Source organism: Dactylosporangium sp. NPDC051485 (assembly GCF_040682015.1).
Taxonomy (GTDB): Bacteria; Actinomycetota; Actinomycetes; order Mycobacteriales; family Micromonosporaceae; genus Dactylosporangium.
The window spans coordinates 1-18,621 of the sequence record NZ_JBFAZW010000160.1; the positions used below are offsets into that span (position 1 = coordinate 1).

At 71.6% G+C, this 18,621-nt stretch carries 21 protein-coding genes; 19 read left to right on the forward strand and 2 right to left on the reverse strand.

Going from position 1 to position 18,621, the window contains the following annotated elements; genetic code table 11:
* The 16 genes from AB0M46_RS47415 to AB0M46_RS47490 all read left to right on the forward strand — a co-directional run.
* The coding region (locus tag AB0M46_RS47415; protein WP_363347561.1) for a hypothetical protein at nucleotides 1-511 on the forward strand (511 nt) is incomplete at its 5' end.
* Nucleotides 508-966 carry a hypothetical protein gene (locus tag AB0M46_RS47420; protein WP_363347563.1) on the forward strand — a complete coding sequence of 153 codons (459 nt, stop codon included), beginning with the start codon at nucleotides 508-510 and terminating at the stop codon, nucleotides 964-966. The genes AB0M46_RS47415 and AB0M46_RS47420, both read left to right, overlap by 4 nt.
* A gap of 120 nt (nucleotides 967-1,086) precedes the next feature.
* Entirely contained in the window at nucleotides 1,087-1,371 is a 285-nt protein-coding gene (locus AB0M46_RS47425; protein WP_363347565.1) for a hypothetical protein, read from the forward strand.
* 808 nt (nucleotides 1,372-2,179) lie between these two features.
* Nucleotides 2,180-4,273 carry a hypothetical protein gene (locus tag AB0M46_RS47430; protein ID WP_363347567.1) on the forward strand — a complete coding sequence of 698 codons (2,094 nt, stop codon included), beginning with the start codon at nucleotides 2,180-2,182 and terminating at the stop codon, nucleotides 4,271-4,273.
* Between the two features lie 232 nt (nucleotides 4,274-4,505).
* Nucleotides 4,506-5,159 (forward strand): hypothetical protein, encoded by a 654-nt coding sequence (locus tag AB0M46_RS47435; RefSeq protein ID WP_363347569.1) that lies wholly within the window; start codon nucleotides 4,506-4,508, stop codon nucleotides 5,157-5,159.
* A 140-nt stretch (nucleotides 5,160-5,299) separates the two neighbouring features.
* Nucleotides 5,300-6,820 carry a hypothetical protein gene (locus tag AB0M46_RS47440; protein ID WP_363347571.1) on the forward strand — a complete coding sequence of 507 codons (1,521 nt, stop codon included), beginning with the start codon at nucleotides 5,300-5,302 and terminating at the stop codon, nucleotides 6,818-6,820.
* A gap of 139 nt (nucleotides 6,821-6,959) precedes the next feature.
* The gene (locus AB0M46_RS47445; protein ID WP_363347573.1) at nucleotides 6,960-7,643 is read left to right on the forward strand and encodes a hypothetical protein; all 684 of its coding nucleotides are present in this window, start codon (nucleotides 6,960-6,962) and stop codon (nucleotides 7,641-7,643) included.
* Nucleotides 7,644-7,896: 253 nt separating this feature from the next.
* A complete protein-coding gene (locus tag AB0M46_RS47450) occupies nucleotides 7,897-9,015 on the forward strand; it encodes an AAA family ATPase (protein ID WP_363347575.1) in 1,119 nt (372 codons plus the stop codon).
* Between the two features lie 68 nt (nucleotides 9,016-9,083).
* A complete protein-coding gene (locus tag AB0M46_RS47455; protein ID WP_363347577.1) occupies nucleotides 9,084-10,721 on the forward strand; it encodes a VWA domain-containing protein in 1,638 nt (545 codons plus the stop codon).
* 128 nt (nucleotides 10,722-10,849) lie between these two features.
* A complete protein-coding gene (locus AB0M46_RS47460; protein ID WP_363347579.1) occupies nucleotides 10,850-11,290 on the forward strand; it encodes a hypothetical protein in 441 nt (146 codons plus the stop codon).
* A gap of 285 nt (nucleotides 11,291-11,575) precedes the next feature.
* The gene (locus AB0M46_RS47465; protein ID WP_363347581.1) at nucleotides 11,576-12,223 is read left to right on the forward strand and encodes a hypothetical protein; all 648 of its coding nucleotides are present in this window, start codon (nucleotides 11,576-11,578) and stop codon (nucleotides 12,221-12,223) included.
* Entirely contained in the window at nucleotides 12,204-12,755 is a 552-nt protein-coding gene (locus tag AB0M46_RS47470; protein ID WP_363347583.1) for a hypothetical protein, read from the forward strand. The genes AB0M46_RS47465 and AB0M46_RS47470 overlap by 20 nt, the downstream gene beginning before the upstream one ends.
* Nucleotides 12,756-12,806: 51 nt before the next feature.
* Nucleotides 12,807-13,610 carry an HAD domain-containing protein gene (locus AB0M46_RS47475; protein WP_363347585.1) on the forward strand — a complete coding sequence of 268 codons (804 nt, stop codon included), beginning with the start codon at nucleotides 12,807-12,809 and terminating at the stop codon, nucleotides 13,608-13,610.
* 83 nt (nucleotides 13,611-13,693) lie between these two features.
* Nucleotides 13,694-14,053: a hypothetical protein gene (locus AB0M46_RS47480; protein WP_363347587.1), complete on the forward strand. Its 360-nt coding sequence runs from the start codon at nucleotides 13,694-13,696 to the stop codon at nucleotides 14,051-14,053.
* Between the two features lie 170 nt (nucleotides 14,054-14,223).
* On the forward strand, nucleotides 14,224-14,709 hold the full coding sequence (locus tag AB0M46_RS47485) for a hypothetical protein (RefSeq protein ID WP_363347590.1): 486 nt from the start codon (nucleotides 14,224-14,226) through the stop codon (nucleotides 14,707-14,709).
* 160 nt (nucleotides 14,710-14,869) lie between these two features.
* On the forward strand, nucleotides 14,870-15,328 hold the full coding sequence (locus AB0M46_RS47490) for a DUF4262 domain-containing protein (protein ID WP_363347592.1): 459 nt from the start codon (nucleotides 14,870-14,872) through the stop codon (nucleotides 15,326-15,328).
* A 521-nt stretch (nucleotides 15,329-15,849) separates the two neighbouring features.
* On the opposite strand, the gene AB0M46_RS47495 is transcribed toward AB0M46_RS47490, so the two are convergent.
* Together AB0M46_RS47495 and AB0M46_RS47500 are read right to left on the reverse strand one after the other, a co-directional pair.
* Nucleotides 15,850-16,182 (reverse strand): helix-turn-helix domain-containing protein, encoded by a 333-nt coding sequence (locus AB0M46_RS47495; protein ID WP_363347595.1) that lies wholly within the window; start codon nucleotides 16,180-16,182, stop codon nucleotides 15,850-15,852.
* Nucleotides 16,183-16,313: 131 nt separating this feature from the next.
* Nucleotides 16,314-16,670, reverse strand: coding sequence for a hypothetical protein (locus tag AB0M46_RS47500; protein ID WP_363347597.1), 357 nt, complete (start codon nucleotides 16,668-16,670; stop codon nucleotides 16,314-16,316).
* Nucleotides 16,671-17,023: 353 nt separating this feature from the next.
* Between AB0M46_RS47500 and AB0M46_RS47505 the strand changes: the two genes are divergently transcribed.
* From AB0M46_RS47505 to AB0M46_RS47515, 3 genes are all read left to right on the forward strand, one after another.
* Nucleotides 17,024-17,473: a hypothetical protein gene (locus AB0M46_RS47505; RefSeq protein ID WP_363347599.1), complete on the forward strand. Its 450-nt coding sequence runs from the start codon at nucleotides 17,024-17,026 to the stop codon at nucleotides 17,471-17,473.
* A gap of 221 nt (nucleotides 17,474-17,694) precedes the next feature.
* Nucleotides 17,695-18,366, forward strand: a complete 672-nt coding sequence (locus AB0M46_RS47510; RefSeq protein ID WP_363347601.1) for a PKD domain-containing protein — start codon at nucleotides 17,695-17,697, stop codon at nucleotides 18,364-18,366.
* A gap of 7 nt (nucleotides 18,367-18,373) precedes the next feature.
* Nucleotides 18,374-18,621, forward strand: a 248-nt coding sequence (locus AB0M46_RS47515; RefSeq protein WP_363347603.1) for a hypothetical protein, incomplete at its 3' end; no start/stop codon positions are given.

Sequence of the window (18,621 nt, forward strand, 5' to 3'; positions counted from 1 at the left end):
GCTCGGCACCTACCCGGGCCAGACCTGCCCCGGCTACCGGCTCGGCGGCGACCTCGCCCGCTTCCAGCCCGCGGTGCTGCAGCGGCTCCTCGCCGACACCGGCTGCAGCCACACCGATCACAGCCCGGTCTTCACCGTCACCGAGCATGGCCAGACCTGGCTGGTCGACACCCTCGGCGACCGGACCCCGGTCACCGAGGACGGTACCGGCTGGTCGCGCGTCGCGCACCCCGCCCTGCCCTGGACCGCGGCCCCGATCACCGACTCCGAACCCGAGCCGGTCTTCGAACCGCACGGCCCCGACGGCGACCTCATCCGGTGCGGCGTCTGCGGTGCGGTGGAGGAGATCGCCTACCGCGAACTGCCGTGGCCGTCCGGGACCGGCGTCGACACCACCCGGACCTGCACCATCTGCGGCTCCTGGGAGGGCCCCGACCCGGCCCTCGACTGGCACCGCCAACCGTGGCCACCGCGCCCGGAGCAGGCCCACACACAGGAGTCCCAGCGGTGATCGACGACGACTACACCCTCGACGAAGGCACTGAGATGCCCCCGGCGTGGTGGCGGCTCGACGGACGGATCCCACTCACCGTCCGCGAACGCCGCAGCCGCATCCCCGGCCTCCCACTGCTCGCCTACGGCCCCGAGTTCTCCGGCACCGTGCTGACGGTCTACGGGCCCCACTACCTCGACCTCGGCCACTTCACCACCTGGAACGCCTACCAGCCCGACCAGGCGAGCGCGCACCGCAGCGCGTTCGACGCGCTGCAGGCGGCACACCCGAACACGTTCAGCACCGTCATCGGCCACCAACTCCTGCACATGGTCCGCCGCGACGGGCCGAACACGGTCTGGCTGGCGCTGCGACTGACCCGGCTCACCGACCCGATCGCCGACACCATCGCGCAGGTCCACGACCGTGCCTGCCCCACCCGGCACCACCTCTGGATCGACACCACGCACTGACCAACCGACCCAGCACCAGGACACGCCGACGACCGCCCCGGCCCACGCACCGGTCACGACAACCGACGCGACCCGGGACGGCACCACCTTCCATCACCACACCGAGAGGAACAGCCACCGATGCACGACCCCGACGACGACTACGGCCACGAACAGCTCCTGCAGGACCTCGTCACCGCCCTCCTGGACAGCGACACCCTCGAGCAGCTGTGCACCGACGCCGACCTGCCCGTGCTCATCGAGCGCGACGGCACCCCGATCACGCTCACCGCCCACACCTACCGCGACGCGGGCGTCCTCACCCTCGACCGCGGCATCTACCTCGAACTGTCCGACGGCAGCGCCTTCGGCCTCACCCTCACCGTCTCCCGTCGCCCCACCATCGACGTCGACCTGCGCCACTGACCCGACGGCACTACTACCGCGCCGGTAACCCATCGGCGCAGCCACCACCCGCACCACCAGCTTGACCGGCCGCCGGACACCACCCGACCTGCTCCCAAGGGTCCGGCACGGCCGCATGTCGGCACCACCGCCGTACGCCCATAGCGGGTACCGGCCCTCCTTCCCGCACGACGCGGTATCACATCCGCTGCCGCGCGTCCCGGGAAGGGCCGCGCGGCAGCCTGCCCCGGAACACGCAGACAGGGCATGCGACTCCGTCGCACCCTCCGGCGCCCGATCGACTGCGCGTACCCCATCGGTCGGGCCGCAGCGTGGGCGCTCACCGGACACTGACGCGCCGCACGGTCACCTCCTGGCCGTCGCCAGCATCGCCAGCGGCACGACCAACACCGGCATCGGCGACGAGGCAGAACGGCTAGCCAGCGGCCTCAAGCCGGACCGCCGGCGAAGGCCGACTTGACCGCCGCTGGAAGGCGAGCGTCGATCTCAGGCGTCGCCGTCCGGTCCTGACGTGACAACCAACCCCAGGCCGGCAGCACCGGCCGGCGACGCCAGGGACAGCAGCCAAACCAACGGCCGCCGACCGCGAACACGCTGCGGCAACCCGGGAACCGATCACCGGGCGAGGACTTGTCCCGCCGGCACCCCGCAGCGGCCACGCCAGGCAGCACCCGCTGCAGGACCACGCCACCAACCCGGCCCACACCCGGATGTGACGCCTTCCCGGGCTGTCAGCGCTGCCACGACCGCACACCACCAACGCCACGCGCCGCACCGAGCGGCACGACCAACGACAAGGAGATCCACCATGACCACCGGTGCCAGCCCTGACCGGCACACCGAACCACACGGCATCGACACCACCGACGCCGTGCCGGAACCGGCCGACGACACCCTCGCCTACCCCATCTCCCCGGACTACGTGAAGTCCTGGACCCCGGTCCGGGCGCTGTGCGAGCTCATCGCCAACGCCCTCGACGAGGACCCCGCCGCACGCGTGGCGTGGGCCGACGGCGTCCTCACCATCACCGACGACGGACCCGGCATCCCCGAGGAAGGCATGATCCTCGGCCACTCCGACAAGACCGCGCAGCAGATCGGCCAATTCGGCGAGGGCAAGAAACTCGCCTGCCTGGTCCTGGCCCGCAGCCCCGAGGTTGGCGAGGTGCGCTGTGAGACGGTCGGCTACGGATTCACCCCGACCGTCGAACGACGACGCCTCCTCGCAGGCCTCATCCCGTCCAAGTCCGGGCAGGGCGCGGAAGTCCTCGTCTACCACCTGTACCGCAACGACCGCACCCACGGCACCGTCTTCACCGTCGCCTGCCCGCAGGCCCTCGCCGAGGAGGCCATCGGACGGTTCCGGATGCTGACCGAACCCGGCTACACCCCACCCGCAGCACCCGGCAGCTGTGTGCTGACCAGCGACCCCGGCCAGGTATGGATCGGCGGCGTCCTGGTCTCGACGATGCCGGGGCTGCTCGCCTCCTACGACCTGCCGCTGGACGACAAGGCGCTGCAGAACCGGGACCGGACCGTCATCGAGGCCGGCGCCCTGCGCGACGCGGTCCGCCGCATCCTCGCCGCGAGCGAGGACCAGCAGCTCATCGACCGGTTCGCGACGCACGTCCTCGCCGGGGAGAGCCTCCGCGAACCGGAACAGTTCTTCAGCGACATCACCGGCCCCAGGGCCCGCGCCGCGTGGCGGACCTGGGCCCGATCCCACCTGCCCGCCAGGGCGTTCTTCGCCGGCCGCGGCAACGAGGAATCGGTCCTGGACCTACAGGACAACGGCTACACCCAAGTCGCCGCGACCGGTCTACCGGCCGCGCAGCAGTGGGCCCTGATGACCCTGCTCGGCGTCGAGATCGCCCGGGTCCGGCAGCAACAGCACTACCAGCGAGCCCGCGGCAAGACCACCTGGGTCCGCGACCGGGACCTCACCGCCCAGGAACGCGGCACGCTCACCGCCGCGCGGACACTGATCCTGCGGGCGGTCGGCCCGTACGCCCTGGACCGGGTCCGGGTGTACTCCGACAGCGAGGAAAGCCCGTGCGCGGACGGGTTCTACACCCCGCTCACCGGCGACACCGCCATCCACCGCGACATCCTCACCGACCCGCACCGGACCCTGACCGTCCTGGGACACGAGGCGGCCCACCGCATCGGACACCGCGGCGGCGGACCCTACATTCCGACCCCGGACTACCACGACCGCAGCCGCGGCTTCGAAACCATGCTCAGCGAGATCATCGGCCTGCTGCTCGGTCTGCTCGCCGACGGCGGAACCCTGCCCGACCTCGTCGAGGAGCCGGTGCCCGTGAAGCCGGGGAACCGGCGCGCGGTACGGCTGTCCGGCGCCGACGACCCGGCCGTACCGGTCACCCGCCGGGAACTGGCGCACCTGCTCACCGACCGGCTCCCGCAGGCACTCACCGGCGGCGGGTTCGTCGACGTGAAGGACATGGTCGCCTCCACCGCCGTGCACCCGGAGTACTGGCGGATGCTGACCGACCCGAAACCCGCCGGTTACCGCAAGTCGATGGGCGGCCGGGCCTGGGACTACGACAAGGTCGCACTGCTCGCCGAAACGGTCGGTGTACACCCGCCGGTCGTGTGGCTGGGCTACAACCTCTGCGAAGGACCGCTGCACGGCCGCAAACGGGAGCAGTGGGGCCGGCCCGGGCCTTGGGCGAAGAAGGCCCGCGACCTCGTGGAGCGCGCGTGCACCGACCTCACGTTGCTCGGCGGCGGGTACGCCGAACAGATCCCCGCACTACGCGCCCTCGCCGCCGGCACGACGCCCGCCGCCATCGGTGATGACAGCTGGCAGGAGCCGGTGCGGGCGCTGCTGACGCTGGAACGTCAGCGCCTCGGCCTCGACATGACCACCAATCCCTGATCGGCAACGGCCGAGACGCGACAGCACGGACATCGAGCGCGCAGTCGATCGTAGGCATCCCGCACGGTCCCCGGCAGCGCCCGAGTGCCAGCACGCGCCTCCCGGCACCACAGGCCATGCGACGGCTTGACCACCGCAGCGTGGCCGGGCGTCGATGCGTTCACCGGCGCGGAAATCCCGCGCCCACAACCTCCATCACCCAGCGGGCCTACCGGCCCGGAAAGGAACGACCATGACACCCGTACAGCGGTTCCCCATCCAGCCCATCGGGCATCGGCGCGGCAGCACCCACGACAGGCTCCCGTCCGGGCTGCGCGACGCGGTCACCGACGCCCTCGTACAGACCGAGATCCGGCTGGACCGGCACGGCTGGGACCAGCCGCCGATCCTGACCGGGATCTTCTTCCGCCGGGTCTCCGCCACCAAGATTCACGTCGAGATCGACCCCAGCCTGATCAGCCCCATCACCTGGCGCGAACCCGGGACCGTCCCCGCAGCCGGCGCCGTCCGGCCCGCTGACGCCGCCCACCCGGTGGACGTACTGCTACGCCTCGCCGGCGACCTCGCCGCCACTCCGATGCGCGACTGGCTACGCGACTGGCTGCACCACGACGGGCGCCGCCTCGCCGGGTTCGCGTTCTGCTTCGAAGGCTGGCAGGCGCCGATCCGGCCCGGCTACCGCCACGGCGACCTCGCCGCCGCCCCCGACTCGCAGCGCACCGAGGTCCGCGCCGTCACCGCCCTCGACCTGCACGGCGGCACCTGGCAGATCATCCGCCGGCGCGGCGAGCTCCACCCGACGGTCTCCACCAGCAGCGGAACGACCTCCGCCGGCCGCGTCCTGACCGGCCTGCACCGCCTCAACCGGCTCGCCCGCACCTGCTGAGCACCGGCCGCACCCCCCGGCACCACCACAAGCGCGCCGCAGGTATTGCGCTCACCGTGCCCATCCGCACCGCCGGAAGCCCCGCTCGTCGGGTGCTGCCGGCGGTGTCCTCATGTCCGCACCACTGCAAAGGACACTCCATGACCAGCAACCCACGCCACAACCCAACCCGAGACGCACCCACCGACCCAGCCACGGCAGCGGCTGAACCGGCGGCAGCCGGCAACCGGTGGCAGCACATCCTGACCGCGTCGCGCGACGCGGGCGCCGACGCCGGTCGTGCCGCCGCCGAATGGTGGGCCCAGGACACCATCGGTGGCCGTGCGACCGGCGACATGAAGGTCACGGCGCGGCGGGTCCTCACCGGCATCGACGACGGCGACCCGGCCGTGCTGGACAACCTGCCCCGCCTGGACCGCGCCGCACGACACACCGGCAGCCCGACCGAAGCGGACGTGTACCGCGACACCGCCGGCGCTGATGCCCCCGACTGGCCCGCACTCACCGGCGCGCAACAGCAGCAGGCGGTCGATGCCTACCGCGACGCGTTCGACACCGCAGCCACCGACCGCGTCACTGAGCTGTGCCGGCGAGCGGCCAGCCCGACCGGCGACGGCCGGGACCTGTCCCACCTGCACCCCGGGCAGCTGCGGATCGGCTCGATCGGCGTGTTCGCCTGCGAATGGTCGAGGTACGACGCCGAGGACGGCGCCGACCGGATCGACGTCGGGTACGTCGGCACACTGGCCGACACGTGGAACGGCTCGGCGGTGTTCCGGTGCACCAGGACGGTCGCCGAGGCGATCGTCGCCGAGCACGAGCACAGCCGCCGCGAATACCAGCAGCGCATGCTCGACGACGGTCTGAGCCCGGCCGACGTCGAGAACCAGGTCAACGCGGAACTGGCGATCCTGGCCTTCGACGGCGACGAGGTCGTCGCCGACCTGCGCCTCGTCCAGGACGACCCGACCGCGATCAACCGGACCGGCCCGGACGCGGACGGCCGGTACGCGGTGATGGGCCGCATCTGGCAGTGGTACGCGGTCGACCCGGACGTGTGCGACCGGATCGTCGGTGACCTGCCCGCTCCCGGCGCCCACCAGCAGTACGTGATCCTGCCCCACACGCAGCTGCGGGTGCCGCACGACCGGCTGCGGGTCACCGCCCTGCAGCAGATGTCCACGCACCATGGGGTGGCGTTCACTGCCACGGTCGCGTTCGACGCGGTCACCGTCGGCAGCATCACCAACGACGGCAACGGCGGGGCCACCGAACCGTACGTGGCGCACCCACGGTTCGGGTGGCGGGAACTGGCCGCCTACGTCGCGGCGTGCCGCCGCAGCGGTGCACCGGCGACCGAGGAGCAGGTCCTCGACGCGCTCGTCGAGGAGTACGACACGGCGGAGCTGATCCGGGACGCCACCGCGGCCGGGACGGCGCTCGTCCGGCTCCGCGACGAGGACGGCAACACCCTGGACCTGCACATCATCCGCCCGGTCGCGGCGCGGGACCCGGCCACCGTCGCCGACCTCACCCGGCACCTCACCGAGGCCCACCCGCACCCGTCCGGCACCCAGTGGGAGATCTGGGCCGGCACCGGCTGGCGGGTCCTGGGCCGCGTCCACCCGACATCGACCGACCGGACGGCACATCAGCCGTAACGGCAGCAGCAGCGTCTACCCGCGAGAGCACGCGACCGCCGCGGCAGCTCCACGACGCCCGCCGCCGCAGCCGGATGAACCCCGACGGCCCGGAAGAGACCTGGGCGACACCATCCGATCCGAAACGAACGGAAGAGCGATGAGCATCGATGACAGCTATCCGCTTCCAGCCGCCATGCCACTCGACGCGTACCTGCGCATCCTGACCGAGAACGCCGGCTTCGTCATCGACGACGAAACCTTCGACATGGCCGCCACCGCCCGGTCCGGCGCCACCGCGGACTGGATCGCCGTTGCCGGCCGCTATGCCGCCGCCGACTACGCACTGGGCCTGCTACAGCGGCCCATCGCCTGGGCCCGCGAGGAAGTCCGCCCGGACCCGAACGTCGACAGCGACGACATCGCCCACTGGGCGACGTGGCTGCACGAGAGCATCCGCACCCACGAGTCGCAGGTCGGCATCCTCGAAACCACCCTCAGCGACTTCGAGCGCGCCTGCGAGCCGCTCCTCACCGAGGCCCTGCTCCGGCCCGACGGCATCCAGTGGCAGCCGACCCAACTGATCCCCGACGGGCTCAGCGCGGCAGTACACGTCCAGGCGCCCAGCGACGCGGCCGAGCCATGGCCGGCCGTCCTCGCGCTGGCACCGGTCCTCACGGAACTCGCCGCGGCGGACCTGCACCCCACCCCGTCACGACCAGTCGTACGCCGGACCCGGTACGGGTTCAACCAAGTCGACCACCGCCAACGCGTGTCTCGGCTCCTACCCCGCCGCGACGGCTGGTACCGCATGCGCGACTTCACCTGGCACAACACCGACTGAGGTCCGACGCCCCCCGACCGGCAGGCCCGAACCCGGCACGCCCGGAACCTGTCTTGCACGCACATCCCGGCGGGTCAGCAGACCCGTCCAGCACCTGAGCACCCCTTGAGCACCACCGGGGATGGCCGCCCGACACCAGAGGTCCACGACCTCGAGTAGGGCCGGCCCCGCCCCGTCTCCACCTGCGCGGTCTCCCACCGCCCGCGCATCCGGAGACGGATGCGCGGGCCCGACCCTCGAATCGAGGCCACCCATGACCACACCAACCCCGCCCACCGGCACCGGTGCGGTGCCGGCGCGGGCCGGTTACCTGTACCCGCTCGTCGCCCTGTACCTGGTCGACCACCCCGACGACCTCCTCAGCCCCGGCGAGATCACCAAAGCCCTCGGTGTCCCGTCCTCCGGTGCGGTGACCGAAGTCCTGAAGAAGATGGTCGCGGCCGGGCACGCCACCCACCACCGCGACCCGTACCACCGCTTCCAGATCACCCAGGCCGGCATCGACGCCGCCGGCGCCATGCCGCCCGCCGCACCGCGTCCCAGCGGGGGTAAGGGAAGCGGCGGTACCCGGCCGGGCCGGCCGGCGCCGGTGCCCCGCCCGAACGGGACCCTGTACCACCCGCGCCGGCTCGGCAAGGGCTGGGACGTGGAGGAACTGCGCCGGCTCCGGCAGCAGCAGGTCCCGGTCCTGCTGTACGGGCCGCCCGGCACCGGCAAGACCGCCATGGTCGAGGCCGCGTTCCCCGACCTGCTCACCGTCGCCGGGACCGGTGACACCGTCGTGGACGACTTCCTCGGCGCCTACAACCCGCTGCCCGGCGGCGGCTACCAGTTCGTCCACGGCCCGCTCGTCACCGCGATGCGCGAGGGACGGGCGCTGCTCGTCGACGACGCCACCCTCATCCCGCCGCGGGTCCTAGCCGTGCTGTATCCGGCGATGGACGGCCGTGGCGTGATCACGATCCCGGCCAACGGCAACGAGCCCGTGCAGGCCGTCGACGGGTTCTACGTCATCGCCGGGCACAACCCCGGCGTGCACGGCGCCGTCCTCACCGAGGCCCTCGCCTCCCGGTTCACCGTGCACATCGAGGTCACCACCGACTGGGACCTCGCCCGGCAGCTCGGCGTCCCGAAGACGGTCGTCGACGCGGCGATCGACCTCAACGCCGACCTCGCGGCCGGGAAGACCTCGTGGGCGCCGCAACTGCGGGAGGCGCTGGGCTTCGTGAAGGTCCGCGACAGCCTCGGCATGACCGCCGCTCTGGCCAACCTCGCCGGGGTCGCCCCCGAGGATGCCCGCGACGACGTCGTCGCCGCGCTGTCCCGGCACACCGGCACCCCCATCGCGGCGCTCAGCCTCGGCAAACGCTGACCCGCTCAACCCCGAAACGCACCGAGACCCCACCAAAGCCCACCGACCCTGGAAAGGAAACCTTCGACATGCCACATCCCAGCACCCACCGGCAACCCGGCGTGCCACAGCCACACTCCGGCGCCGACGACTGGCAGGCCTGGTCCGACGCCTGGACCAGGCACGTCCCGGTTCTCGCGGGCCGCACCGACCTCACCGTCCTCGTCGCGCCCGGCGCCGCGGGCGACGCACCCGAATGCTTCTACCCGGCCCTGCACCGCATCGAGATCGACGCCAACTTCATCGCCGCCGCCCCGGACGTCACCAACCCCGCCAAGGCCGGCCACAAGAAGGTCGTCCCCACCGGCTACGGGCTGCTGGTGCACGGCGCCGCGCACGCCGCGCACAGCCGATGGAACACCCCACCCGGCACGCCACCGATCCTCGCCAACGTCGCCGAACTGCTCGAGGAATCCCGCGCCGAAGGCCGGCAACGCACCCGTCGCCGCGGCGACCGGCGGTGGCTACGGCACATCGTCACGACCCTCCTAGACCCCGGTGACGCGCCGGTCGACGACCTGTGGCACGCCGGGCAACTCGCCGGGCTGCTCCTGGCCCGGGTCGACGCCCGCATCATCACCGGCAAAGACGTCCGCGGTGTCCGCGCCGCCGTCACCGGCGTCCTCGGCCGCAAGCGGCTACGGCAGCTCCGCGACATCTGGCGGGACGCACACACCACCGGCGACACCGACGCCGACACCATGATCGCCCTGGCCCGCCGCTGGTGCCAGGTCCTCGGCATCGACCCCGACCAGCAGCACGCGGCACCGGTCGCCGACGAGGGCCAGTTCTCGGGCCGCCTGGCCGCCGCCCTCGCTGAGTACCTCGCCGTCGCCTACGGCATCACCCCGGCGCAGTACGCCACGCTGCTGCTCACCCACCGGCACAGCCCACCCGAAACGTGGGAACGGACCGACCCCAGCGACGCCGAGCAACGCGCGGCTCGCGACCTCGCCGCCCGGCTGAGTCGGGCCCGCACCCAGCACCCCGAACCCGGCCGGCGGCCGTCGCTGATCCCGCCCGGCCGGTTGCGGGCCCGGCAGGCGATCACCGCCGAGGCGCAGGCCGCCGCCGGGCAGATCCCGACCGCCGCCCCATGGCAGCAGCGCGCCCAGCTGCCGCCGGTGAGACCGCGGCTGCACCTCGCGGTCCTGGTCGACCTGTCCGGGTCGATGGACGCCTACGCCGAGACGATGTCGTCTGCGGCGTGGATCTTCGCCCACGGCGCCCGCCGCGCCGACGCGAGCACCACCACCATCGCGTTCGGCAACCGCACCACCGTCCTCGTCCCGCCCCGAGACCGGCCCAGGCAGGTCCTGCACATGGTGACCGGCGGTGGCACCAGCACCTTCCCGGAAGCGGTCAAGGTCGCCGACCAACTCCTGGACCTGCGGCACGGCCGGACGCTGCGGATGCTCGCCGTCGTCTCCGACGGCGACCTCGACGACATCCCCGCCGCGCAGCGGCTCATCACCACCCTGCACCGCGCCGGCTGCGCCGTGCTCTGGCTGCACCCCGCGGAACTGCTCGCCCCCGGCGAACCCGAAGACCCGGACGTGGCCTGGGGGCACACATTCCAGCACACCACCACCCTGACGGTCGCCGACCCGGTCGCCGCGGTCGCGGCCATCGCCGACGCCGCGGTCACCGCCCTCGAACAGGCGTGAACCGCTGCGAGCAGCCCGATACAAGTCCGAATTGAGTCCGATACGAGTCCGGTCGGCATCAGCTTCGGCGTCCTGAGCGGCGCCACGCCGGACCGTCATAGCCGCCCGAGGCAAGGGAACCCACGCCAATGCCAGCAACCGACCCGCGGGTCGCCGCCTACGCCGCGCAGATCCTCACCGACATCGACGACAGCATCGCTGAAGGCGCACTCCCGGCCAGCGTCCGCACATTCACCGACCTGCACACCTACTGCGACGCCAACGACTTCCTCACCGACGCCGGGGTCCCGTTCGACGGCACCCCGACCGGCCTCGACCTGACCGTCACCGTCCAGGACGAGGTCACCCGGCTGCTGCAGGCCGCCGGTCGACCGTGGTGCAGCTACGGCACCTGCCGTTACCCCGGCCACGACCACACCACCACCCAGGCGCACGACGGTAGCGAGCTGCCCGAACCGGCGCCGATGCACTGCACCGACTGCGGCCGGCCCGCCCACTACGACACCAAACTCGGCGACTACCGCCACGACGACCCCGCAGCCCCGGACTGCTTCCTCATCCACCGGTAACCGCACGGAGGAGACACAGGTACCGGTCACGACCGCCGTACGGCCACCCACCGCCGAGCCATCCACCGCCGAACCATCCGGCCGACTCGTAGCGGATCGGCCTGTTCGGCGCGGACGACCTCAGCCTGTCATAGCTGTCCGGCCCGCGACCGCACGAGCGGTCTCGCCGGCCACCACAGCCACACCCCGCTCCCAGGTGCCCACGATCCATCCCTGCGCCGCAGCGCTGTCCCGGCTGCGGCCGGGACAGCGCCGCGGCGCCCACCACTGTCAGAAGGAAAGCACATGTCCGAGACCACCGACCCCGATCGGTTCCCGCTCCATCCACACCTCACGACCCGGACCGCCCAGACCGGCCACGCCCTCGACCCTGACACCCTCGACCCGACCGACCCCGCGTTCCCCACCCTCGTCGCCGCCTGGGTCGAAGCGGCAGCACGGCATGCCGCCGCCACCCTCCGCCGACAGCGTGCCCAGGCCGTCGCCGACGTCGCTGCCGGCGCGCTGGCCGCCGACGGCACCGCGCCGCTGGAAACCGGCGCACCCGCACCGCTCCCGACCGGTCGCTCCACCATCCTGCGCGCCGCGCTGCACGACGTCGGGTTCACCGCCGGCCCCACCACACCCGGGGTGCCGGCCGGTACCTACGAGCTGCGGAACGCCGGCGCCGCGATCCGGGCCGACCTCGCCGCCGACGGCACCGTCGCCCTGCACGCCACCGACCCGGACGGTACGCACCGCTGGGACCTCACCTACGGTCCCGCGACACCACTGCCGTTCCTCACCGCGGTCATCGGCGCGTGCGGCCGGACAACCGGCAACCATCAGCGGGAAGGAGCAACGACGTTCCACCCGCACACCGCGACACCCGCAGGGTCCATGGCCTTCACCCAGGCGACGGGAGGCGTCGAGGATGGGCGCGACGACGTTTAGCACCTACGCCGACGGCCCCGACCCGAGCGCCGCGTTCAACGACGCCCGAGACGCCGCCGCCCACGAGCACGGGCACCGCTACAGCGGCACCATCGCCGACAAGGACGGCTACATCGTCGTCACCCGCCGGCTCATGGACCCGGACCAGGCCGAACACCTCGCCGCCGACCTCATCGACCGCGACGACCCGCGGATCGCGGACAAATGGGGACCCGCAGGCGCGATCCCGATCCGGCAGCCCACCCGCACCGTCACCATCGACCGGCTCACCGGCACCCTGACCGACACGTCGACCGGCCGCACCCTGAGCGAGCCAGCGCTGCGCCGCCTCACCGACATCGCGCGGCACCGCGACCTGCTCACCGACGGCGAAACCGTCACCGCCGGTCGGCTGCGCGACTGGCGCCGAACCGGCAGCGGCAACCGCTACAGCGCCGGCGTCGCCGACCTCACCGTGACCCGAAGCCCCGCCGACCTGCACGCACAAAGCACCCCGGACGGCTGGCTGTTCTTCGGCTGGGCCAGCACCTGACCCCGCAATGCCACTCGACTCCCGACCACTCGAGCAAAGGACACGACGACCATGACCAGCAGCATCGCGGCGGCGGTCCTCGTCGACGCGACCACAGCCGCAGACACCGCCGACGCCGACCCGGTCGGCCCGATGCGGTGCTCCGCCGCCGGCGCCATCGAGGCGCACCACGGCGGCGGGTCCACCGGCGTCTGGGCACCGACCCACGCACCGCACACCGGCCCGGCCGACCGGCAGCGCTGCCCCACATGCACGACCCACGGCCGGCACGTCGCACCCGTCCACAAGACCGCCGTGGCGGCACCGCCACCGGCCCGGCCGGTCGTGGCAGTGGACGTCGACGGCGTCCTCAACCCCGACGACCTGACCGCCGCTGAGCGGCTCGGCTACCGGCCCCACCACTACGCCGGACCCGACCCAACCGGCACACCAGTCGCCGGGACCGTGTGGCTGCACCCAGAGCACGGCAGGTGGCTGGCCGAGCTCGCCAGCGCCGGCGCGGAACTGGTGTGGTGCACCAGTTGGGGTCCCCTTGCCGCGATCTTCATCGCCTCTCGGCTCGGACTGCCCACCGATCTCGCCGTCATCGATGTGACCGCCGCCGGCGTGCGGTGGGGTCACCAGCTGAAGCTGTTCGACCTCTACCAGCACACCGGCGACCGGCCCGTCGCCGTCCTCGACGACGACTTCGGCGGCAAAGACCCCGACAACGCCCGCTCCCGCACCAGGTCCGGCGTCCCGACCCTCCTCGTCCCGGTCGACCCGCACACCGGGCTGCGCCGCGACCACGTCGACACCGTCCTGACCTGGCTCGACGACGTCACCGGACGCCACGACCGGCCAACGGTCACCTGAACCTCGCCCAACCCACACCCCGTGCGGCGGCCGTCGAGCACCACGGACGGCTGCCGCACCGCGTCAACCCCGAGGGAGGCACCATGGACCCCGTGCCCGACACCGACGAGGACGCGCCGCGGCTCAGCGTCGGCGATCCCGTCTCGCGCAAGACCCGACTGCTGGCACGCCAGTGCGACACATGCATCTTCCATCCCGGCAACCGGATGCATCTGGCAACCGGCCGGCTCAAAGCGATCGTCGCCGACGCCGTCGCCGACGGCAGCTATGTGATCTGCCACGACACGCTCCCGTACGGCAACCACCCCGACGTGCGACCGGCGGTCTGCCGCGGCTTCCACGACCGGTACCGCACCTGGCGGCTGCAACTCATCGGCCGCCTCTTCGGGTTCATCGAGGTCGAACCGCCCGGCCCGGCGTCCGCAGACACCCCCGCCGGCTGACACACCGCCGGGATCGGGTACCCCGCGCTCCGCCCAGGGCCGCTCGCGACGACTTGACCTGCGCGGAAAGTCGAGCGTCGATGGGTGTGCCGGAACCGGCAACCCCGCCGCCACACGCGCGCCGGGTGCCGGCGGCTGCCCAGACGCACGCGACGCGGGGAGACCACGCCATGACCAGCATGCTCAGCACCGCCACCCAGGAGCGCACGCACCCGTCCGCCGACGTGACCGTCCCCGCCGACGTCATCGACGTGCTGCTCTGGCGGCTGGCGTTCGACGTCGCCGCCGAGCACCAACGCAACCCAGCCGGCGACTGCACCAACCTGCGCTGCACCGGCGTTCGCGGCGTCTGCGCCCCGGCCGTCCAGGCTCAGCGGGCGCTGCGGATGGCCCGCCGCCCACTGGCACCCGTCCGGTCACCGGCGGCGAGTTCTCCGCCCGTGGCCCGAACCGCACCGACCGCCGCCCTTGCTCCGGTCGCTGCGCACGACCCGCGACCGGCACCGACTGTCGTCGGGCGCGCCGCTGTCGGCCGCCCGAACCCGGGCCGGTTCACCGACTGGTTCACCAGCGCCGTCGGAGCGGTCCACGGCCGACGACCGAACCAACTGCCACGCCGCAGACCCGGCGCCGCCCTCGCTCTCGCCGCTGCCTGAGCGCAGCCGCCCCGGCAGGGACCGGATCTGCGTCCAACCCCCGACCGCGTCGCCCGGCCACGGACGGCGCGGTCAGCACTGTGCACACCCGAGTTCTCACGGTTGTGGCCGCCCCGTCCGGGACGGCGCAGCCGTCACGTCGTGAAGGAGACTGATGCCCATGCCTGGCATCGAGGACCTCATCCGCCGCCAGCACGAGATCATCGAACGGGTCGGATGGGCGGTCATGCTCATCCACCCCACCGCTGACGATCCCGACACCGTCATGCCGTACGCCTACACCGTCGGCCTCACCGCCCGCGCCCTGCCCGAGGTCGTCGTCACTGGCCTGCCCCTCGACCTCGCCCACCATCTGCTCAACGCCATGGCCGAGCGGGTCCTGAACGACGGACCGGTCGCGCACGGCACCCGCATGCACCAACTGCTCGCCGGCTACGACGCCGTCATCATCGACGGCCGCCCCACCGACGAAGTGACACCCGGAGCGGCGATCGCCCGGTACGGCGCCGACCGGGTGCGCCTGCAACAGATCGTGTGGCCCGACCAGCACGGCACGTTCCCCTGGCAACAAGGCTGCACCCTCGACCCGCACAGCCAGCCACTGACCGGCACCCTGTAACACCTCCGCGAGCACGGCTGCCCGAGCTGCACGGTGGCGTGAGGCAGCGGCGATCCGCCGCTGCCTCACTCCACCGCCAGGCGGACCGCACCGCGGGGTCTGACCGCGAACCTACCCAGTGGACGGCTCGGTCCCTCATCGGCAACGGACAACCCGAGCACCTACACCGATTCTCTGCTCCTACCGACCAAGCGCCAGGGGCGACGAGACGATCTGCCGCAGATCGGTGACGGGTAGGCCCGCGACATCGGAGTCCGGAGACTCAACCGAGCAAGAGCAGTGGCCCTTTTTGTGTTTCTGCCGATGTCCCGCCGTGCCTGACCGTGGTCGGTTGACGGATCTTGACCGTCCGGGCAGGCCGTCCGGGCGCGTTGCGGTTGCGTCCCCTGGGCGGAAGACCGCCAGGGGACGCAACCACAACTTCGGACCCGTACCGTCTGCTGCGAGCTGTGCCAGAAGCAGACGGTCGCGCCGGCAGGCGACCGTCGACCGGCGCCATCCGCGCTGAGATGGGCGAGCGGTTACGCCGAGCGTCGCGTCTGGTGCTCCTGACTGGTGCGGGCCTCACCCCACATGCCGAGATTGTCGACGAACGCGACGATCAACGGAAACGCGCGCTCGCCGACGGGTGTCAGGGCATAGACCTGCCCGCGTGCTCCTGGCTCTGGCCGGCTGATCAGCCCCTGGTCAACCAGGCGCTGCAGCGCCTGGTTGAAGCTCGTGGCGTGCACGGCGTTGACGGATCGTTGCAGATCGTTGAAGCCCTTCGGCTGCGCTTGCAGCGAAGCCAGGATCTCCATGGTCCAGCGGTGTCGGAAGAAGTCCAGCGCATCGTAGATCGTGCGGAAGTCCACCCATGCCTCCCCCATTCGGCATCCCAGGTCGATGTCCCCAGTGGGAGAGTGTAGACGGACGTGAGTGCGTTTCTCATCCCTGTTGATCCGCGCTGACCTGCGCATTCTTCTGAAGAAAGGGCAGATCGGACCTATTGCCTTGCATCTCCGGTCGCTGCATGTACCCGGTCCGCCGGTGCGGTTTCGTGCAGGCAGGCGGCCAGATCGGTCAATGATCGGGTCAGTTTCATGCCGATCGTGGTGAGTTCGTAATCGACGTCACGCTGATCGAAATCGAGCGTTCCGTCAGCGCAACTCGGCCGGACGAGGTGGATCGCAGTGAGCCATCGCAGTGCGTCATCGATGCTGCCGGTGCATGACTGGCGTAAGGCGGCCGACGATGCCCGGCCGCCGCGGTCCTGCAGTGTGACGAGTACGGGCACCGCGCCGGGGGTGCACGCCAGTTCTGCAGCCAGATCCTGTGGGCTGCGATCGCGGTTTCCGCTCATGCGGCGGCCTCCTCAAACGGTACTCGGAAGTCTAAAGGCGTCGATTCGGCGCCGAACTGTCGGCCACCCGACAGTTGAAGCGGTATGACCGATTTACTGGGAAATCTCGTCACGTTGAGTATTCGGCGTTCGATACGTTCCGCGACTTACTGCATGTTGCGGATAGTGGGGGGCAGCGGTGTACAAGCATGAGTGGACCTTGTTTTCTCGACGATCTGGCGGTGGTGATGGTGCAGACTCGGCGACTGTCCCGTGTGGCGGTTTCGGCAGGGAGTGTATTGCTCTGCCTCGCTGCCGGATGCAGTACCCAGAAACCTGCCGCACCAGTGACACCAGCAGCTCCCTCATCTGCGGTGGCAGCATCCTCGGCTACGGCGTCGGATGACCCGGCCGCCGCCGGCCGCGGTGCGCTGGATGCCTATCGCGGCATGTGGCGCGCCTACACGGCGGCACTCGCCGTCCCAGATCCGGCGAGCTCTGAATTGACCAAGTACGCCACCGGTGATGCGTTGAAGACGCTGACCACCGGGTTGCAGTCTGTAAAAGACCAAGGATTGAAAGGTGTTGGGGACATCGTCGTGTCTCCGAAGATCACCGTGGTATCACCGACGACGGCCCCGACGCAGATCGACATCACGGACTGCCTGGACAGCAGCCGTTCACAGCTCGTGCGGGCATCACCTGGGCCGCAGTACAGCGATAGCCCCGGTGGTCACCGCCGAACCCTTGCCACGATCAACCGGCAGGCCGACGGGACCTGGAAGGTGAGTGGCTTCGGCGTTCAGGCGGTCGGCACATGCTGACGCGGCGGCGGATGGCCCTCACTGCGCATGCCGCACTCCTCCTGGTGGCGCTCGCCGCAACCCCAGCGCTCGCTGACGGCACCGTACCGGTCGACTGTTCCAAAGTGCCCAACGATCCCCGGTGCACCGTCGTCGTCGGCGGTCCCGGCAGTCCGGGCACCGGCGGCGGAGGTGGCGGTGGCGGCGGGAGCACCGCTTGCCATGATCCGTGGGGTAAGGAGGTGCCGTGCAGCCTGCCCGAGTACGGCACGCTGTCCGATGACGGCTGCTACTACAAGCTCGCTACCGGCGACAACCTGCGAGCCGCGGAAGCGTTCGGCGGTCCGGCGACCCCTCCCGGGCAGTGGTACATCGGCGCTTGCGGCTATCCGCCGATCGGCGGGGTGACGAAGTTCAGGATCTTCGCGGGCGAGGTGACACCCGACCCGGCGGTCCTGGCCGCGCAGGCAGTGAAGGAACTGAAGCTGCCGCTGCCGGCGATCCGGGTCAACCCGGCACCCCCGGCGAAGCAACTGGTGCATTTGCCGACGTGGCTGTGGCTGGACGGCTCGTCGTGGGGGACGAAGACGGCGACGGCGTCGGTGCCGGGCCTGTCGGTGACCGCGACGGCGAAGCCGGTGAAGCTCGTGTACGCCACCGGTGATGGTCCCGCGGTGACGTGCGCCGGGCCGGGTACGGCGTGGACCGCCGGCACCGACCCGGACAAGGCGTCGCCGACATGCGGGCACACCTACACCCGTCCCGGCTCGTATCGGCTGACCGCGACGGTGACGTGGCAGGTCTCCTGGGCCGGCGGCGGGCAGACCGGCACGGTCCCTGACCTGACCACGACAGCGACGTTGGCGCTCGAGGTGACGGAGTCCCAGGCGCTGAACACCAACCCACGGGGGTAGATCCACGATGAGCTCGACCACACTCGGCTCGCCGCAACGGCGGGCCGGGACGATGAATGGCGCCCAGGTACCGGCAACGACGGCTCGGGGACCGGTGCTGCGGCGGCGGGTGAGCGTGCCCAGGGTGCTGCTCGGCGTGCTGCTGATCCTCGGCTGTGCCCTGGCCGGGGCGGCGGTCGCGAACCGGATCGACACCCGGCTGCCGGTCCTGGCCACGACCCGGGCGGTCGCGGTCGGGCAGACGATCAGCGACGC